16 protein-coding genes and 1 pseudogene are annotated in these 19,170 nt (G+C 30.0%); 4 read left to right on the top strand and 13 right to left on the bottom strand.

Going from position 1 to position 19,170, the window contains the following annotated elements; all coding sequences use genetic code 11:
* A pseudogene (locus XO11_RS07320) lies at positions 1-304 on the top strand (hypothetical protein); the annotation flags it as partial.
* Between the two features lie 12 nt (positions 305-316).
* Here XO11_RS07320 and XO11_RS07315 read toward each other — a convergent pair.
* Positions 317-1,183, bottom strand: a complete 867-nt coding sequence (locus XO11_RS07315; protein ID WP_175418427.1) for a VIT1/CCC1 transporter family protein — start codon at positions 1,181-1,183, stop codon at positions 317-319.
* Positions 1,184-1,810: 627 nt separating this feature from the next.
* On the opposite strand from XO11_RS07315, the gene aroC reads away from it, so the two are divergent.
* Both aroC and XO11_RS07305 read left to right on the top strand, forming a co-directional pair.
* Complete coding sequence (gene aroC, locus XO11_RS07310; protein ID WP_175418426.1) at positions 1,811-2,887, top strand: chorismate synthase; 1,077 nt, start codon at positions 1,811-1,813, stop codon at positions 2,885-2,887.
* A complete protein-coding gene (locus tag XO11_RS07305; RefSeq protein WP_175418425.1) occupies positions 2,835-4,298 on the top strand; it encodes a shikimate kinase in 1,464 nt (487 codons plus the stop codon). The genes aroC and XO11_RS07305 overlap by 53 nt, the downstream gene beginning before the upstream one ends.
* Positions 4,299-4,321: 23 nt before the next feature.
* On the opposite strand, the gene XO11_RS07300 is transcribed toward XO11_RS07305, so the two are convergent.
* From XO11_RS07300 to panC, 12 genes are all read right to left on the bottom strand, one after another.
* Positions 4,322-5,413 carry a tungsten cofactor oxidoreductase radical SAM maturase gene (locus XO11_RS07300; RefSeq protein WP_014296968.1) on the bottom strand — a complete coding sequence of 364 codons (1,092 nt, stop codon included), beginning with the start codon at positions 5,411-5,413 and terminating at the stop codon, positions 4,322-4,324.
* Positions 5,414-5,861: 448 nt separating this feature from the next.
* Positions 5,862-7,091, bottom strand: coding sequence for a gephyrin-like molybdotransferase Glp (gene glp, locus XO11_RS07295; RefSeq protein WP_175418424.1), 1,230 nt, complete (start codon positions 7,089-7,091; stop codon positions 5,862-5,864).
* A gap of 4 nt (positions 7,092-7,095) precedes the next feature.
* The gene (locus XO11_RS07290) at positions 7,096-7,584 is read right to left on the bottom strand and encodes a molybdenum cofactor biosynthesis protein B (protein ID WP_014296966.1); all 489 of its coding nucleotides are present in this window, start codon (positions 7,582-7,584) and stop codon (positions 7,096-7,098) included.
* Positions 7,581-8,063, bottom strand: coding sequence for a cyclic pyranopterin monophosphate synthase MoaC (moaC, locus tag XO11_RS07285; protein ID WP_014296965.1), 483 nt, complete (start codon positions 8,061-8,063; stop codon positions 7,581-7,583). Before moaC ends, XO11_RS07290 begins: the two co-directional genes overlap by 4 nt.
* A gap of 4 nt (positions 8,064-8,067) precedes the next feature.
* Positions 8,068-9,012: a GTP 3',8-cyclase MoaA gene (gene moaA, locus XO11_RS07280; RefSeq protein ID WP_014296964.1), complete on the bottom strand. Its 945-nt coding sequence runs from the start codon at positions 9,010-9,012 to the stop codon at positions 8,068-8,070.
* Between the two features lie 5 nt (positions 9,013-9,017).
* A complete protein-coding gene (locus tag XO11_RS07275; protein ID WP_014296963.1) occupies positions 9,018-9,794 on the bottom strand; it encodes an ABC transporter permease in 777 nt (258 codons plus the stop codon).
* Entirely contained in the window at positions 9,766-10,428 is a 663-nt protein-coding gene (locus XO11_RS07270) for an ATP-binding cassette domain-containing protein (RefSeq protein ID WP_050899164.1), read from the bottom strand. The genes XO11_RS07275 and XO11_RS07270 overlap by 29 nt, the downstream gene beginning before the upstream one ends.
* 2 nt (positions 10,429-10,430) lie before the next feature.
* Positions 10,431-11,351 (bottom strand): extracellular solute-binding protein, encoded by a 921-nt coding sequence (locus XO11_RS07265; RefSeq protein ID WP_014296961.1) that lies wholly within the window; start codon positions 11,349-11,351, stop codon positions 10,431-10,433.
* A gap of 21 nt (positions 11,352-11,372) precedes the next feature.
* The gene (locus XO11_RS07260) at positions 11,373-11,816 is read right to left on the bottom strand and encodes an MOSC domain-containing protein (RefSeq protein WP_014296960.1); all 444 of its coding nucleotides are present in this window, start codon (positions 11,814-11,816) and stop codon (positions 11,373-11,375) included.
* A 136-nt stretch (positions 11,817-11,952) separates the two neighbouring features.
* A complete protein-coding gene (locus XO11_RS07255) occupies positions 11,953-12,417 on the bottom strand; it encodes a chemotaxis protein CheW (protein WP_014296959.1) in 465 nt (154 codons plus the stop codon).
* Positions 12,395-14,266, bottom strand: a complete 1,872-nt coding sequence (locus XO11_RS07250; RefSeq protein WP_217671887.1) for a methyl-accepting chemotaxis protein — start codon at positions 14,264-14,266, stop codon at positions 12,395-12,397. The genes XO11_RS07255 and XO11_RS07250 overlap by 23 nt, the downstream gene beginning before the upstream one ends.
* A 26-nt stretch (positions 14,267-14,292) precedes the next feature.
* Positions 14,293-15,135 (bottom strand): pantoate--beta-alanine ligase, encoded by an 843-nt coding sequence (panC, locus tag XO11_RS07245; RefSeq protein WP_014296957.1) that lies wholly within the window; start codon positions 15,133-15,135, stop codon positions 14,293-14,295.
* Between the two features lie 211 nt (positions 15,136-15,346).
* Here panC and XO11_RS07240 point away from each other — a divergent pair, with 211 nt between their 5' ends.
* Positions 15,347-19,117, top strand: coding sequence for a glucodextranase DOMON-like domain-containing protein (locus tag XO11_RS07240; RefSeq protein WP_175418422.1), 3,771 nt, complete (start codon positions 15,347-15,349; stop codon positions 19,115-19,117).
* Positions 19,118-19,170: the final 53 nt, after the last annotated feature.

Below are 19,170 nucleotides of genomic sequence, written 5' to 3'. Positions count from 1 at the left end.
TTCACCATTTTATTTAGCAAGAAAAAAACTCATCACTGAGCTTTTTAAGAAACCAAAGAACTTTAAGGAGTTTGTTTTTAATTATTTTAAGCTCAGTGATGAGGAAATGAAAATCTTTGATGTGTTTTTAAGAAATTGCGTTCGATACGATATTAAATGGCCCATTACTCCTTATCCAAAAGGTAAGGTTCGTGATTTTGCTCTTAAATATGGTTTAGGTTATAAGCGTGTTGCTCTTGGTTATTACTCTTTTGAAGATGATGAAAGAGTTTTACTTGATGATATTATTGAGAGGTTTTTATAATTGATTTTTCTACTAAACTTCTATATTAAAGAAAGCCCTTGCTATAAGACCTATTACAAAGGATAATGCCATTACTCCAAAGCTAATAAAGAGCATTTCAAAGAAATAATGTTTAAATGTTTTTTCCTGAACCACAGAAACAAAGAATGAAAAGAATACAATTACTATAACTGCATTAATCATTGTAAATATTAATGAAATCATTGGATTTGAGAAGATAAAATAAGGAGCAACAAGCAAAATTACAGTAAATATATATGCAATTCCCGTATAAATAGAAGCCTTTAAAGGATTCTTGGAATTTTTATCCGCTCGTTGAGATAAATACTCTGATGCCGCCATTGAAAATGAGGCTGCAATTCCAGTAATTAATCCTGATAATGCAACAAGTCTTGAATTTTGAAATGCAAAGGTTAAACCTGCTAATGTACCTGTTAATTCAACAAGTGCATCATTTAACCCCAAAACCATTGAACTTACATACTGTATTTTTTCTTCATCAATAAGACCTAATAATTTCTTTTCATGAACATTTTCATCAAGGATAATTTCTTTGAATTCAGGAATAACATCTTTTGCTTCTTCATAGACTTTTTGAGCATTTTCTTCTCCTTTTTCCATTGCATTTAAGGCAAAGGTTAGTCCAAAGATGTAGGATAATAAAACATACCAGAATACTAAAAATGAATTAGGAGATACTTCAGTTTCTGTATATTTTTTTAAGATGTTATAATGCTTATACTCATCTTTTGCTATGTTTTCTAAGATTTTAGCGTTTTTTCCTTTAATTCTTTTGGAAAGGTGTTTATAAACATGGTGTTCTGTAATTTCATTTTTCTGAAATGCCATTAATTTTTTCTTTAGCTCATTATCAATCATACTCTCACCTCAAATTTGTATTTAATATAATTTTTCAAGTTTAATTATATCATAAAACTGGAAATATATCCAAATTTGTCAGATTTTAAATGATATATTGTGAAAAATAAAAGCTTTTTCAGGCAACTTGAGTGCTAATCTTCGAAAAATCTCTTTGAAAGTAGAAAAATAATATTCTCTCAGACGGCAAGAATTTCTGATCCTTGCTCTATAAAAAACACTCCTAAAAAGGTTTCTTCAGGCGGTGAAATTTCTTATAATTGTGAAAAATAAAAACTCTTTCAGACAACTCGAACGCTGATCCTCAAAAACTGCTCATATTCGCGGGGTCGCTTAGATTCTGCATCCCTGCAGAAGCTGCGCTCAAAAAAACATCCTGTTTTTTTGACCCTCTCCATTCGCAGTTTTTTCGGGCGTTCTTCGAGTCTTCATTCGTTTTTATTTTTCACAATACTTTTGCTGTTCCGGCTCACGCAATATTTCCGTTAGGGAAATTTCAAGACTTCATTCACTTTTTTACTCGTGTTTTTTATTCTTAAACTTAACTTTTATTTTTCCAACATAAAGAAACTTCCAATGAAGATGGTATAATTTACACTGAAAACAATTGTTTATGGAGTTGATAGTATGGATTTTGTAATTTCAGGTGATTCTCATGGGCCGGTGATGATTGGCACTTTAACTGGATTTCCAGCAGGATTAAAGATAAATATTGAAAAGATAAATGAAGATTTAAAAAGACGCCAGGAAGGATATGGCCGTGGAAAACGTATGAAAATAGAAAATGATAAAGTTGAAATTGTCTCAGGAATATGGAAAAGCATCACCACAGGTGCTCCAATTTCAGTATTAATTGAGAACAAAGGTAAAAATACAGAAAAAGAAGTTAGAAGCATTCCTCGCCCTGGTCATGGTGATTATAGCGCATATATGAAATATAAATTACCTGATTTAAATATATATCCTGAAAGGAATAGCGCTCGTTGGACCGTTGTTCTTACAGCTCTTGGAAATATTGCAAAGCAATTTCTCAATCTTTTAAATATTGAAATAAAAGGATATGTTGAAAGTATAGGGAAGATAAAATTAAAAAACGGTATTTTAACAGAGGAAGCAAAAGAGTATATTGATAATGCTAAAACAAATGGCGATACGCTCGGAGGAAGCGTAAAAATCATTGTAAAAAATATAAACCCTGGAATTGGTGGATACTCAAGCATATTTGAAAGATTGGATTCACAACTTGGACAAATTATAATGACAATCCCTTCTGTTAAAGGATTGATAATAGGCAATAATGACTTTTCACTTTCAGGAAGAGAATATCATGATGAATTTTATTATGAAAAAGAAAAAAATAAAATCAAGAGAAAATCAAACAATGCCGGTGGAATTGAAGCAGGTTTTACCAATGGTGAGAATATTGAGATTACTGTTTTTCTCAAACCAATCCCTACACTTGCAAAACCGTTAAATTCCATAAATCTTGCAACAGGAGAAAATACAAAATCTCCATATATTCGATCAGATGTAACTGTTATTCCAGCGAGTGTGGTTATTCTTGAAAATGCTGTAGCATTAGTTATTGCAAAAAGTATTATTAATCAATTTGGAAATGATAATGTTGAGGAAATAGCAAGGAGGTATAATAGTGCCAATTTATCTAATTGGAATGATGGGTTCTGGCAAGACCACACTTGGTAATAAATTAAGCAAGATTCTCAATATGTCCTTTATAGACCTTGACAAAGAAATTGAAAAGATTGAAAACACCACCATTAATAACCTTTTTTCAAAAAAAGGAGAAGAATATTTTCGAAATTTAGAATCAAAGGTTTTAAAAAATACAGAAGGGAAAAATGCAATTGTAGCAACGGGTGGTGGTATTGTTTTAAAAAAAGAAAATAGATTATTCTTAAAAAATCATAAAACTATTTTTTTATATGTTCCTGTTGAGGATTTAATCAAAAGAATTAATCCTGACAATCGTCCATTGTTAAAAGATGGAAAAGATAGATTGTATAAAATATGGGATATGAGAAAAGCTTTATACAATGAATTTAAAAAGATAGATTTAAGCAATTTAAATATTCAGGAAAGCCTGGCAAAGATTTTATATGAGATAATAGATGAAAAAGAAGAAATACTGGAAAATGATTTTCAGGAAGTTATTATAAAATACAAAGGATTAATGGATTTAAAGAATAAAAAATACGTATTTGCAAGTAAAAACGTTTATAGAATATACAGGGAATTTTTCAATAAACCATTTTTGCTTAAAGAAGGAGAAGAAAAAAAGGATTATAAAAATCTGGAATATATATATCAATATCTCATTGAAAATGAAATTTCACGAAAAGATGAAATTTATGGTGTTGGTGGCGGAAGCGTTACAGATTTAACGGGATTTATTGGTTCTACATTTAAAAGAGGGCTTGATTTTTATTTTTATCCAACCACATTATTATCCCAAATAGATGCATCAATAGGCGGAAAAACGGGAATAAACTTTTCAAAAATTAAGAATGTAATTGGAACATTTTCCATTCCTGAAAAGGTTATTATAGATCCTATTACCATTATTTCACAGGATGAAAAAAATTATCTCAGTGGAATTATTGAAGGATTTAAAATAGCGATAATAGACGGAAATACTTCATTGTTCACTGAAAATATAGAAAAAATAAAAAATAGAAATCTCAATATTCTGGAAAAGATTATTAAATACGCTGCAATTACTAAACTAAAAATAGTTTCAAAAGACCCTTATGATAATAATATAAGACGATTATTAAATCTCGGTCATACTTTCGGGCATGGATTCGAGAGTATTACAGGAATTACTCACGGATTATCCGTGGGATGGGGAATAAAAAAAGAAATAGAACTTTTTGAGGATAAAATCAAAGAAAAAGATAAAAAGATTATTCTGAATTTCCTTAAAAAAATATTACCTGAAGAAATATTCAAAAAAGATATACCAACTGAAAAACTTAAAAATTATATTATTCAGGATAAAAAGATTAATAATAATAGCATTATTGATTTTCCAATAATTAAATCTATAGGAAATGTGGAACTTGAAAAAATAAAAATAACTGATATAATAAAATGAAGCCATATATTGGCTTCATTTTATTATGGACACATAATTATATTTCTCCACCATATACAATCTGCGCATGAAGGAGTATTTCCCCAACAATCTAGATCGGTATTTTCTATAAAATGGCAACCATCCTTTAAATCGCAATCTGTACAAGAAGGGAATAATGCATTTTTTACCTTATATCTAAACCATGAATAATCCTTAGATGTCCATATTTCATATAATGATTTTTTCTCTACATTACCAAAGGAATATGCTCTTATTTCTTTCTTCTGACCATAAACATATTCTATTCCATCGTGTAAAAACCTATAGCATGGAACTACCTCTCCATCCCATCTAATTACAGTGGCATTATTTTCTATAAAATTACAATGACGTTCTGTTTTTAACCTAAAATTTGGTATTATAGCACTAACCTTTGCTGTAACTGCATCTGAAATCTGTTTTCTCAACATTAAATCCTTTTCTTTGCTATCTTCTCTATATAACTCAAGTCCAAGAAAATGCTCATATACAGGTATAATATTCGATATTACAACTTTACGTATTCCATATGGCAATAAAGTCTGAATAATTCCTGGAAAATCATTATGATTTTTTTCAGTTAAAACTGTTTCAATGGATAATGCCGGTTTCCCAGTATTTTTTTGTTTTTTGTAATTATCTATTTTTTCAAGAAGCTTTCTTACATACTTAAAACTCGGATGTCCTACGTCTCCTGTTTCAACAGAAATTACCATTTCATCAATTTTAAGATCTATAAGTTTTAAAATCTGAAGATCATTTAAAAAATATCCATTTGTGGTTACTGTAAGCATATACCCTTCTTCTTTTACCCTTTTAACCATTTCAAAGAAATGCGGATTCATGGAACATTCTCCAATACCACCAAAAACTATGTGCTCAACTTCTGGAAACTCTTTCAGGTCTTCCATTACTTTATTAAACGTTTTTTTAGTCATAAATCCTTCTGGATCTGTAAAGGTATTTTTAAAACACATTGGACAATCGAGATTACACCTTGAGGATAATTCCAGATAAACCTTCTTTATATCCGGTTCCGGTTTTAAAATCAACTGAGCGCTTTTCATTTCAAAAATATACTCTTTCTTTTTCATCATGTCATCTCCAATCTTAACTCTCTATGTTGTGAGAAAAATATCTGATAAAGAAAATAGTATAAATAATGTGAGCGAAAACTTGAAAATTCCCAAGGAAAAACAATGATGATTGAAAAAAATAAAAGTGAATGAATACTCGCAGAGCACCCGAAAAAAACTGCGAATGAAGAGGGACAAAAAAACAGGATGTTTTTTTTGAGCGAAGCTTCCCCAGGGATGGGGAATCTGAGCGCCCCCACGTATATGAGCAGTTTTTGAGGATTAGTGCTCAAGTCGTATGAATGAACTTTTATTTTTTTCAATCTACAACAAAAAGGACGAACACGGACGTGAGTCTGCAACGGCCGGCGGGAACGAGAATTTTTGAGGATAAGATTTTTCTACGGTTTGGCGAACATTATTCGTACTATTTTCTTCATTAGTTATTTTTGTTTTTCTCACTCCATTAAAATCTATAAAATTCACACTCTTCATCTTTATATAATCCTTCTTTCCCAAGAGGAATTCTCACAACACCATCCGCCATTCTAAACGGCGATGCCAATCCTGATTCTCCAAGAATAGGATGTGCAATAAAACCTTTTTCCGTATATTCCAATTGCACAAATACAAACCTTTCTCTTCCCTGTGCTGCAGGAACATTAGTGCTAATTCTTACAATAGAATCTGGTTTTGGAAGATAATCTATATTCCCGGCAACCTTTCTTATTATTGGAAATAAAAATAAATATGAACTCACAACAAAGGATGTTGGATTTCCCGGTAATCCGAGAATTACCTTATTTTCTGTTTTGCCAAATATTACCGGTTTACCTGGCTTCACCTGAACGCCATTATATAACACTTCACCAAAATGTTCTATTGTTGATAAAGCATAATCCCTTGCTCCTAAAGAACTTCCACCTGATATTATCACTATATCACCGTTTTCCAATCCCCATTCTACACCTTTTTTAAACTCATCAGGATTATCTTTCACCAACGGATGCCTTTTTACATTATATCCATAACTTTTTAGCCATGCCATTAATGCATAAGAATTACCATCTCTTATTTGTGTTAACTTCCTATCCTTTTCAGGTTCTACCACTTCATCTCCTGTTGGAATAATACATATTATAGGTTTTTGATAAACCTTTACTTTTGTGATTCCCAAACTCATTAAATTATGAATATGTCCAATGTTTATTCTTTCACCTTTTTTTAAGACTATAGAGTCTTTTTTTACATCTTCATCTTTTTTTATTATATTTTCACCTGGTGCTACAGATTTATATATTTCAACACGTTTACCTATTTGACTGGTATTTTCTATCATTACACATGCATCAGCACCTTCTGGGAGCATTCCTCCTGTTGGAATTTTTACACATTCTCCAGGATTAATAGGTTTCCCGTCATATTCTTTTCCCATAAATACTTCTCCAACTATTTTTAATAATGCTGGATTTCCATCGGAGGCTCCAAATGTATCTGCAGCTTTTACAGCATAACCATCTATAGTAGCCTTATCAAATCCTGGAATGTTTTCCGGTGCATATATATCCTCTGCAACTGCAAATCCGAAACTTTCTGATACATGTTTTTCAATTACAGATGTTGTTATATTAAGTTTATCAATAAAATTTTCATATATTTCTGTTCTTGGAACAAATTTCTGAAATCTTTTTTTCATCCTTTCACTCCTCGTTGCCACATTCTACCGGTGAGTCATTTATTTTTTCCACAGCATGTGGAATTGCTGGCAATAATACTGCAAGGTTTTCCCTTACGGCCCTTGGACTTCCCGGCAAATTTATAATTAATGTTTTATTTGCTATTCCAACTACAGCCCTTGAAAGCATTCCATGAGGCGTGTGTTTTAATGCTTCTATTATCATTGCCATTTCCATTCCATATATCCTTCTTTCTATTACTTCAAGTGTTGCTTCCGGGGTTACATCCCTTGTTGTTAATCCAGTACCTCCAGTTGTTAAAATGAGGTCAATATCTTCTTTTACCAGGTTTCTTAATTCTTCTGCAATTAATTCCTTTTCATCTGGCAATATTTTATATCCTGCCTTTTCTGCATTTATGCTATCCATTAATTTCTCTATTTCTTTTCCGCTTAAATCCTCTCTTTCTCCCTTAGAACCTTTATCGCTTAATGTCAGGATAAAATACTTCATCTCTTTTCCTCCCTTATATAATGACCGCTTTTTCCACCAGATTTTTCCATTAAATATACTTCTGATATTTCCATTCCTTTATCCATTGCCTTACACATATCATATATTGTCAAAGCACTTATGGAAGCCGCTGTTAATGCCTCCATTTCAATTCCCGTTTGTGATTCTGTCTTTGCCAAAGAGAATATTTCTATTGAATTGTTTTTTTTATCTATTTTAAATTCAACGTCTATCTTTGAAATAAATATATTATGGCACATTGGAATTAATTCTGAAGTTTTTTTAGCCCCCATAATCCCTGCTACTTTTGCTGTTGTTAAAACATTACCTTTAGTTATCTTTCCGCTTATAATTGCTTCCAGCGTCTCTTTTTTCATGGTTATTTTCGCATGCGCTTTTGCTATTCTTAAAGTGCTTTTTTTCTGGCTTACATCAACCATTTGTACATTTCCATTTTCATCAATATGCGATAAATTCAATTTATTATCCCCCCATCTTATGCATAGGTGTCTTTTTTCTTAGTTCTGTTAAAAAATGTTGTTTTGGTTTTTTAGAAATTGCAAATTCAATTCTTTCCTTTAATTTTTCTTCATCGTTAATTACATCCTTTATTGGAACATGATAATCAAAGGCTAAACATGGATATATATTTCCATCTGAAGAAATTCTAATTTTATTACATGTAGAGCAGAAGTTATGTGTTATTGCTGAAATAAATCCAACATATGAGTTTAATTCTTTTATTCTATAGTAATTTGATGGACCATATCCAAATTTTTTTTGAATTTTTTCCAGAGTATACTTTTCCTGTATTTTTGCTTTTACTTCATCTTCTTTTACAAACTCATCTTCATTATATTCGGTTCCTATAGGCATAAGTTCTATAAATCTTATAGGTATTTTCAATTTTGCTGAGAACTCTATTAAATCATGTATTTCATCAAAATTTTCCTTTTGCACTACTGTATTTAACTTTACAGGAACGCCTATTTCTAAAGTTTTGTATAATCCTTCTAATGTATTTTTCAACATATTTCTTCGTGTAATCTTTAAAAAGTTTTTTTCATTTAATGAATCCAAACTGAGATTTACAGAATCCAATCCATATTTTTTCAAATCTTCAACTATATTTGAAAGCATAGCTCCATTGGTTGTAATACTAAAACCAGAATAATATTTATTTATAACCTTTGCAATTTCTATAATATCCGTCCTGATGGTAGGTTCACCACCGGTAATTCTTATCTTTTCAATTTTCATATCTTTTAATGTTTTTACCAACTTCTCTATTTCCTCTAAAGACAATAACGCATTTTCTGGAAGAAATTCTGTATTTTCTCCCATACAATATATACATCTAAAATTACATCTATCGGTTATTGAAAGTCTTACATATTTTATTTTTCTGTTAAATTTATCTACATACATTAATATTACCTCGTTTCAGAATATTTCCAGAGATTTTGTATAACCCTTATTACTACAAATATAATCATTGACATTATAAAAATTAAAGCTGTAAGCGCAAGAGATTGTTTTAATCCATATCCCTGAAATCTATCATAGGTTAAAACAGATAATGTCATTGGATAATATGCCAGAATTGCTACAGCACCAAATTCAGATATACCTCTTGCCCACATTAATAATGCTCCAGTTATAATTTCATGTTTTACCATTGGAATTGAAATAAGAAAAAATACCTTTGATGGCGTTGCTCCAAGGGAACGTGCCACTTTTTCATATCTAATATCCAGTTTTCTAAAACCTTCTTTTACAGAATTAACAAATATACTAAAACTCAAAAATCCCATAGCGGCAACTACACCCCAGAATGTTTGAACAAAGGATATTCCAAAATTATCTGCAATTTTACCAATAGTTGAAGCTCTTCCAAGCGTCATTAATAATGCAATACCTGCTGCAGTATGCGGAATTGTTTGTGGTATATCTACAATAGCTTCAAGAATTGATTTAAATGGAAAATTATATCTGGTTATTGCATATGCAAAAGGAATTCCAAATATTATTGCTATAAACGTTGCAGTAAATCCAGCAAGAAATGTTGTTTCAACAGCATCTAAGAATTCCGGGCTTTTTGATATTTCAATTAATAAATTAAAATCAACATTTAAAAAAACAACTATAAATGGAAGGGTTACTGCCAGAACAAATATTATGCTAATAAATATTATTATGTGCTTGAACATTTAAACACCTCTTCTTTAATTCTCCATCTTTTATAATATATACAGGACTATTATTTATAATTTCTTTTTCATCATGAGTTACATGTATGGTGGTTAAATTATATTCCTGATTTAATTCATGCAATAATTTAAGAATTTCATTTTTTGTGTGTGCATCTACAGCTGAAAGAGGTTCATCCAACAATAATAACGAAGGTTTTATAGCAAGTGCTCTTGCTAAAGCTACTCTCTGCTTTTCGCCTCCAGAAAGCTTTTGAACTTTTCTATTGAGTAATTTTATTATCCCCAGCTTTTCACAGAGATAATTTATAAAATCTTTATCGTAATTATTTCTCATTCTTGTTCCAAATTCTATATTTTTTCTTACATTTAAATGAGGAAAAAGATGATAGTTTTGATACATAAACCCTATGTTGCGTTTTTCAGGTGGAATATTTATTACATTTTTTCCCTCAAAATATATCCTTCCTTCATCTGGACTTAAAAAACCTGCAAGTATTTCAAGAAATACAGTTTTTCCTGATCCTGTAGGACCAAGTATATATACATATTCTCCTGACTTTATATTCATCTCTTTTACTGTTAATTTAAATGCATCAATAGCTATTTCCAGATTTTCTATTTGTATCTTCAATCTCAATAACCCCACAATTCCTTAAATTCTTCTGGAAGATTTTTAGGTCTGTCTACATTTGCAAATAATTCCATTCCCATATTTTTAAATATTTCCTTTCCCTTTTCAGAATACATAAATTTAACAAATTCAATTGCAAGATTTCTATGTGGTGCATTCTTTAATAATGTAAAACCATAATTAATAGGTTTTCCATATATTTTTATCTTCTTTCCTGATTTTCCTGGCACTTCTACAAATGCTGTTTTATAATTTTCTTCATACTTCAAAGATGAAAGATCTATTTCTTCAGGCAATTCTATATACTTTAAATTATGCTGAAATGCTTCTGATTTATATAAAAATGCATAATCCATTTCATTTGCTTCAAGATATGCTATTAAATCTATAGATTTTTTTAACACCATACGATTTTTTGTTTTAAGAAATTTATCGTATATTCCTGGAAGATTGTAATATTTTTCCGCTAATTGCATTGTCATTAATGTTCTATAACCACATGGATCAAGATCAGGATTGGAGTGACCAAATTTAACTCCATTTTTAAATAGTATTTCATACCAGTTTTTTTCATTTATTTCTTTACTATATTTCGATTTATCGTTATACGCTATAATCATGCTGTTTGAAGAGAAAACAACGTTATAATCAGCATATTTATCAAAAAAGAATTTTGGTATTATTGTATAATCTGCCACAAATGCCAGATCTGCTCTTTGACCTAATTCTGTAATTTTTCTTGCAACAACAAGACTACCTGATCCCATTAGCTTCACCTTTACTCCAGGATTTTCCTTTTCAAATTCTCTGGCAACTGCATTTAATACATTGGTCAAAGAACCTGCATGAAAAATTACCAATTCTTCTGCCATCATAATAGATACGGTAAAAAGAATAACGAATAAAAATAACACTTTTTTCATCCATAATCCCCCTTTACTTTTTTATTTATTTATTAAAAACTCTACTTTATCTCCTATTTTTACTTTTCCCCCTTTTATTACTTTAAGAAATATTCCTTCTTCAGGTGTTATACATTTTCCCGTTAATTTCAAAACAAGATTATCTTCATGGCATTCTTTTCCTATTTGCGTTATTTCAAGCAATGCATCATTAATTTTAACCTGTGTTCCAACAGGAAATTTAAATATTTCAAGGTCTTTGACAACAATATTTGCAGCAAAATCTCCATATTTTAATTTTTTTCTTATTTCAGGATCAACTTTTTCAATACTAACTGTTGATAACATTGAAACCTGCCTATGCCATTTTCCTGCATGTGCATCACCTTTAATCCCCCAGTTCTCTATTAATTCACACTCTTTAACTTCTTCTTTTGGAACTCCTTTTTGCGATGAAACGTTTAATGATATTATCACACTTTTCATATACGCCCCCCTTTCTTTACAAATTATATCATATTTTTGCCATAAGTTTACGTTATCAATAACACGAATAAAAGATTAACTTAATTGAAAAAATAAAAAACTCGAGCTATCTTAAGCCCGAGTTTTTTATTAATATCTAACTTATTAGCTTTTCAGGATTTATCACCATAAATGTTTCCATATTATATGAAAAAATTTTATCCACAAAAAAATACTCTTTAAACTCTTCCCCGGCATCCTTTAATATATTTTTATCTATAGTTATTACATCTATTATATTATTAGTAAATATAGAATACATTTTATCTTCTATAGAAAATACAATATTAAAAGTTTTATCTGTATACTCCTGAGATTGCTGATTGAGAAGTATGCTCATATCTATTAACGTAATTGGAATATCTTCATAAATAATAGTTCCCTTAATATATTCTGGCATATTTTCTACATTTTTTACTTCTAAATATGGAAGTATATATTTAACATAATCTGTTTTTAATGCATATTGCATATCTTTAATCTTAAATATAATAAAGCTATCCATTTTATCTTTTAACAGAATTTTCTTTTTTAAATCTTTAAACGGATTGGTTTTCATCATTACTTTCACTTCCAATATTTTCCTTTTTTTCTATTTCTTCTAATTTTTGAAAAATCTCCTCAAGATTCTTTGTAGCTTTTTTGGTTACAAATGCCTTTTTCAACTCTTTAAAGTTTCTTTCTATCATTTCAAAATTCGATACAATATCGTTCATAATATTCTTATTCTTTCCTATTACTACTTTTAAAAGATTTAAAACGTTTTTAATTTGGGCAGCAGAAAGATTATGTTCTTTTATTGAAGTTTCTATTTCTTCGAAATTACCGGATATTTTTCTTAATTCAGAAATATTATTATCAATATTATCAAATAACTCATTAAGGTTTTCTTTATAGTCGCTGAGATTCTCATTAATATGATTTACATGAGAAACGGTTTTATTATTAAACTCTTTCAATGTATATGACATATCTCGCATATCTGCTGCAATAACAGCAAAGGTTAATGAAGATTTTTCTTTTGATGCTTCTAATGCTGCATTCAAAGACAAAATCTCTGTTCTATACGACAAATCACTAACCTTTTCAGATATATCTATAAGTTTTTTGGATAAATCAGAAAAATATGATATCTTCGATTTTGATTTCAGTAATATATGGCGTAATTCTTCTAATTCATCATCATAATTATTTAATTTGGATTTATAGCTTTCAGAAATCTTTTGTGAATCGGAAATGGATTTTGATATTGCTTCAAAGGTTTTTGAAAGCTTTTCTACTGTTTCCTCTTCTTCACCTATTCTCTTTAATTCTTCATTTATTAATAATCTATTTTGTGCAAGAAATTTTTCTAATGCATTTACTTTACGAGAAAATGATTCAAAATTTTCTTTCAAATTTACTATGGTAAGTTGCAAATTATCTGTAAAATCTATAAACATTGGTTCTTTAACTATAATATTAGTTGAATTAAAATTTAATTCGTTTAATTTCTTTAATTCCGATTTTAATACATCTATTGATTTATTAAAACGTTTTTTCAATACTATATGATTAGCTAAAATTTCAAACAATATCAACAGTAGAGTAAATATTCCTCCATATATATAATATTTTGTAAATTTTGGGGAAATCATATCTTTTTTTACATAATATCCTATATTCCAATCAAGAAACGAAATCTTACTTAGAAACAAATAATAATTTTCCTTGTTCTTTTTTACTTCCATATAACCTTCTTCATTTTTTAAATCCCTTATAATATTATCTCTAAAATTTTTCGCAAATGTTCCAGAGTCAATATCTCCTTCATTTTTTATACTAAAATAATTTCCCAATTTATCTATAAAAAATATCTCTCCATAATCCTTGAATTTATATTTTTGAATTTTTGAAAATAAATCCTTTAAATTTAAAGCACCACCAAAAAGATATTTTTTACCATTCTTTTCTACAGAAGTTGCAAGGATAATTGCAACATTACCGGAAATTTTTGAAATATATAAATCACTTAAAGAATTTTTTTTATCTGTATTAAATATATCTCTGAAATATCTATATCTTGAAATATTAGTAAAGATATTTGAACTTGAAATACTTTCTCCTTCGCTATTTGCCACAAAAAATTCTTCAAATTCCGGAAACTCTTTAAGAGTATCTTTTAAACCTTTTAATGTTTCAATAGTATTGGTAGAACTTATAGTTATTTGTGAAGACGCAGTTTTGAGTTTTAGCATTTCATTTTCAAAATACATGGATATAAAATCTCCTGTCTGGGAGATTTCGTTCATAATGCTTTCTGAAAGCGGAGTATATACTTTTGATTCAAGATCATATTTTAAATAAAATATTGTAGCAAATACAGCAATTATTATAATTATCATTGAAAAAGTATTTAATAAAACCTTCATTGATATGCGAGACACTTTCGCCACCCCTATCCTAATATTATATTATCAATTAAACGCGCTTTACCAACAAATGCAGCAACAGCTACGAGAACTCTTTTTTCAATTTTCTCAACTGGTTCAAGATTATATTCATCAACAATTTCAATATAATCAACTTTTACAAGCGGATTTTCATCAAAAACCTTTTTCATTTCTTCTTTAATCTTTGTAGCATCTCTTTCACCATTTTCAAATAATTCTTTTGCTTTTAATAATGATTTATACAATGCTAATGCCTGAACTCTTTCTTCGCCTTTTAAATAAATATTTCTTGAACTCATAGCCAATCCATCTTCTTCACGAATAATAGGCATTTCAACCATTTTTACATCCATATTTAAATCATCAACCATTTTTCTTAATACTCTAAATTGTTGTGCATCTTTTTGACCAAAATAAGCTCTTGTTGGTCTAACGATATTAAAAAGTTTTGAAACTATTGTTGTTACTCCTTTAAAATGCCCAGGACGTGACTTTCCACATAATACATTTGTAAGTTTTGTTTCTTCAACATATGTAGAATATCCGTCTGGATACATTTCCATTACATCAGGATGGAAAATATAATCAACATTAAATTCTTTTAATAACTCCATATCTCTATTTAAATCCCTTGGATATCTATCAAAATCTTCGTTTGGACCAAATTGTGTTGGATTTACAAAAATACTCACAACAACAATATCATTATCTTCTCTTGCCTGTTTTACAAGAGATAAATGTCCTTTATGAAGATACCCCATTGTTGGAACAAAACCTATAGTTTTGCCTTCCATAATAAGCGAATTTCTAATATCCTTCATTTCATTAATAGAATTTATTACTTTCATACTTTTTCCCCCTCTATTCAAATTCTTTTTCTAAAAGAATTTTACCATATAAAAAACATAAATCAAAATATAATAGGTTATAAATATTTTATATAGAAAACAGTTAAAAACTTGAAAAAATATTATATTTTGGTGTATAATTATCTTTGAGTGAAGATATATATATTAAAATACCGTATATCACAAATTTTAAAAGGGGGTTAAAGAGTCTATGAAAAAGACACATCTTCGTCATGGCTATGTGCTCATGATCTTATTAAGTATTTTATCATTGGTATTATTTGTTGGTTGTGGAGCTCAACAGCAATCTACTACCACAGCAATTACACCACCAGAAACATCTGTTGAATCAAATGCAAAAGTAGAAAGCAACACCTCAGAAGTTACATTAACCTTTAAAGTAGCTTTACCTTCAAACACACCTGCTGATGAAAAGGTTTATATTGTAGGTTCCTTTAATGATTGGAATCCCGGCGATGACGCTTATGTATTAAACAGAGATGGCAATACAGGAACTGTTACTATCACTGTTAATAAAGATACAGAGATTGAGTATAAATATACACGGGGAAATTGGGGAACAGTTGAAAAGGATAAAGACGGAAATGAAATAGCAAATAGAAAAGTTATTGCTGATTCTAACAAAATTGTTGAAGATACTGTTGAAAGCTGGGCAGATATTCCTGCTGAAATAAAAACTGCTGCTCAGCCTGGTGAAAAAGCCGTTGTAAAATTTGAGGTAACCCTGCCTCCAAACACTCCAGAAAATGATGTTATCTATATAGTTGGTAATTTTAATAATTGGGATCCTGGAAAGCTGGCAATGAAAAGAAATGGATTAAAAGCAACTTTTGAATTAGAAACAGAAGTTGGAAAAAGACTTGAATATAAATATACAAGAGGAAACTGGGATACTGTTGAAAAGGATGAAAATGGAGAGGAAATTCCAAATAGAGTTGTTATAGTAAAAGATATTGAACAGGAACAAAAGGATTCTGTTGCTTCCTGGAGAGATTTACCTCCTCAAGCTACAGCTTCTGATAATTCCAATACACCAGAAATTAATGAAGTAAATGAAAAAAGCGTAGAAGCATTTTTAAATTCAGTTCCAAAAGGAAATGAAGATAAGGAACCTTTAAAAGTAGTTATTATCTGGCATCATCATCAACCTGCCTATAAAATACCTGGCGAAAAGGATGCTGAAATGCCATGGGTTAGAGCTCATGCCGTAAACGATTATCCATATATGGCTGATCTTGTAGATAAATACCTTACCTCTGGAAGAGTAACCTTCAATATTACACCTGTATTATTAATGCAACTAATGGATTATGTAAAAAATGGCGGAGAAGATAAATATCTTAAATTATCATTAAAAGATAATCTTACAGATGAAGAAAAGGATTTTGTAAAGTGGCACTTTTTTGATATAAATCCTCAATTTGTAGATACACATCCAAGATATGTTGAATTAAGGGAAAAAAGAGATAAAAATGAAGAATTCAATTCTCAGGATTGGCTTGATTTAAAGGTAATGTGGAACTTATACTGGATAAACATAGAATATATAAATGCAGACAAAAGATTAAAAGCACTTATGGAAAAAGATAGGAACTATACCAAAGATGATCTTGATTACGTAATTTCAAAACATTATGAATTAATGAATAGTATAGTTGAAAAATACAAAAAATTATGGGAAGAAGGAAAAATTGAATTAACCACAACACCTTATTATCACCCAATTTTGCCATTATTAATAGATATGGGTTGGCCAGAAGACGCAAAAGCTCAAATAGAAAAAGGTTTAAGTTATTTCGAAGAAATTTTTGGAAAAAGACCTGAAGGTATGTGGCCTTCTGAACAGGCTGTAAGCACTCCACTTGTTCCAATGTTTGCAGATAATAATGTAAAATGGATAGTTACAGATAAACAAATACTTCAAAAAGCTGGAATAAATACAGGCGATCCACATCAATTATATAAACCATATAAAGTAACAGTAAACGGAAAAAGTGTAGTGGTATTCTTTAGAGACACTGACCTTTCAGACAGAATAGGTTTTAAATATTCTAATATGTCTAAAGAAGGAGCTGTAAAAGATTTTCTGAGTGCTTTACATAATATTCAAAAGATGAATGATGAAGGGAATATGGTTGTAACTGTAGCTCTTGATGGTGAAAACGCCTGGGAACATTATCCAAACAACGGTAATGATTTCAGAAAATTGTTCTATGAAGCATTATCAAATGATCCATATATAGAACTCGTTACACCTGAAGAATATATTGAAAATTACGGAGTAAATAATGAATTAAATCAGTTGCCAAAGGGCTCATGGGTTGGTGGAAGCTTAGATACATGGTACGGAGAAAAGGAAGAAAATGAAGCATGGGATAGATTGGCAAAAGCAAGAGAAGTTTTAATGAATAATAAAGATAATATATCTAAAGAAGATTTCAAAAAGGCATTAAATACATTATACGCTGCAGAAGGTAGTGACTGGTTCTGGTGGTATGGAAGCGATCAGGATGCTGGACCAAATGAGGTATTATTTGACATGCAATTTAAGAAACTTTTAATTCAAATATATAAACTTGCAGGAGTTCCTGAAGAAAAAATCCCTGGATATTTATATATAGCAAACAAACGCCCTTCAACAGCAAGTAAAGGTAATATTGGAAAAGTTGAAATTACTCTTGATGGCGAAATATCCGATAATGAAATGGAAAAATCCGCATATTACCTTGATGATGATTCTGGCGTAATGTATAAAGAAGGAGATTTAATTTCAGGAATTTATGTGGGAAGAGATAATGCTAATTTATATGTAGCTGTAGAATTGAAAAAATCCATTGAAGATTTAAAAGGTAAACCTTATAAATTAGAAATCTACACAGATAAACCAGGAGCACAAAAATTAAATACAAGGACTGCATATTCCGGAGTAGGAGAAAAAGTAACCGATCTCGGTTTCGCACTGGCAAAGAGATTCTCTTTCAATTTACAAAAATATCCTAAATTATCAGATTTATATTATTATAATGCAAGCGGAACAGAAAGATGGATGATTGGTGGAAAGAAAAAGGATCTAATCGCAGTAAAAGGAAACATTGTTGAATTTAAAATTCCTTACGATTTAATTGGTGTAAAAAGCGGTGATGAATTTAATCTTGCAGTTGTTATGGCATATACTGAAAAAGGCAATTCAAAAGATGTTGATTTCGCACCAAATAGTGGTCCTGTACATGTAATGATTCCAAAAGAAATTGGTGGAAAATTAGTAAAAGAATTTAAAGATCCTATAGGAGACGAAGATGGTCCTGGAGGATATACATATCCAAAAGACGGTGCTTTTGAACCATTTAAAGGATTATGGGATATTGAATGGGTAAAGGTTTATGATGCAGATGATTCAATTGTATTTAAATTCAAATTTGGTGAAATTACAAATCCATGGGGAGCTCCAAAAGGTTTTTCACATCAGCTTATAAATATTTATCTCGATACCAAAGATGGTGGAAAAGTTTCTACTTATAAAGAAGGTGCAAGGGTTCAATTTGATACTGCACATCCATGGGATTATTTCATAAAAATTGCCGGTTGGCCTTCATATGGACAATTGCTTGCTGATTCAAATGATCAGGAATTTCCAGAAGGTGTTCAGGTAGAATGTGATCCTGGAGAAAAAATTATTTCAGTTATAGTAATGAAAAAATATTTAAAAATGGATTCAAATAAAATATTTGCATACTTTATGGTTGGTTCTCAGGATGGATATGGTGCAGATCACTTCAGAGCAGTAACTCCTGAATCAGGACAATGGACACTTGGAGGATATCCATCAGATGCTGGTGATTTTGGACCATTTGTTCTTGATATTATCGTTCCAGAAGGTTATGATCAGCATAAAGTATTATCTTCATATGATGCTTCAAAAGAAAAATATGCAACATTAATACCTGTAGAAATAGATTTTTAATATTAAAATATTAAACAAATCAGCCCTCTCAAAAATGAGAGGGCTGATATTTA

Source organism: Marinitoga sp. 1138 (assembly GCF_013363265.1).
Taxonomy (GTDB): domain Bacteria; phylum Thermotogota; class Thermotogae; order Petrotogales; family Petrotogaceae; genus Marinitoga; species Marinitoga piezophila.
This window is presented reverse-complemented; position numbering and strand designations above follow the sequence as displayed.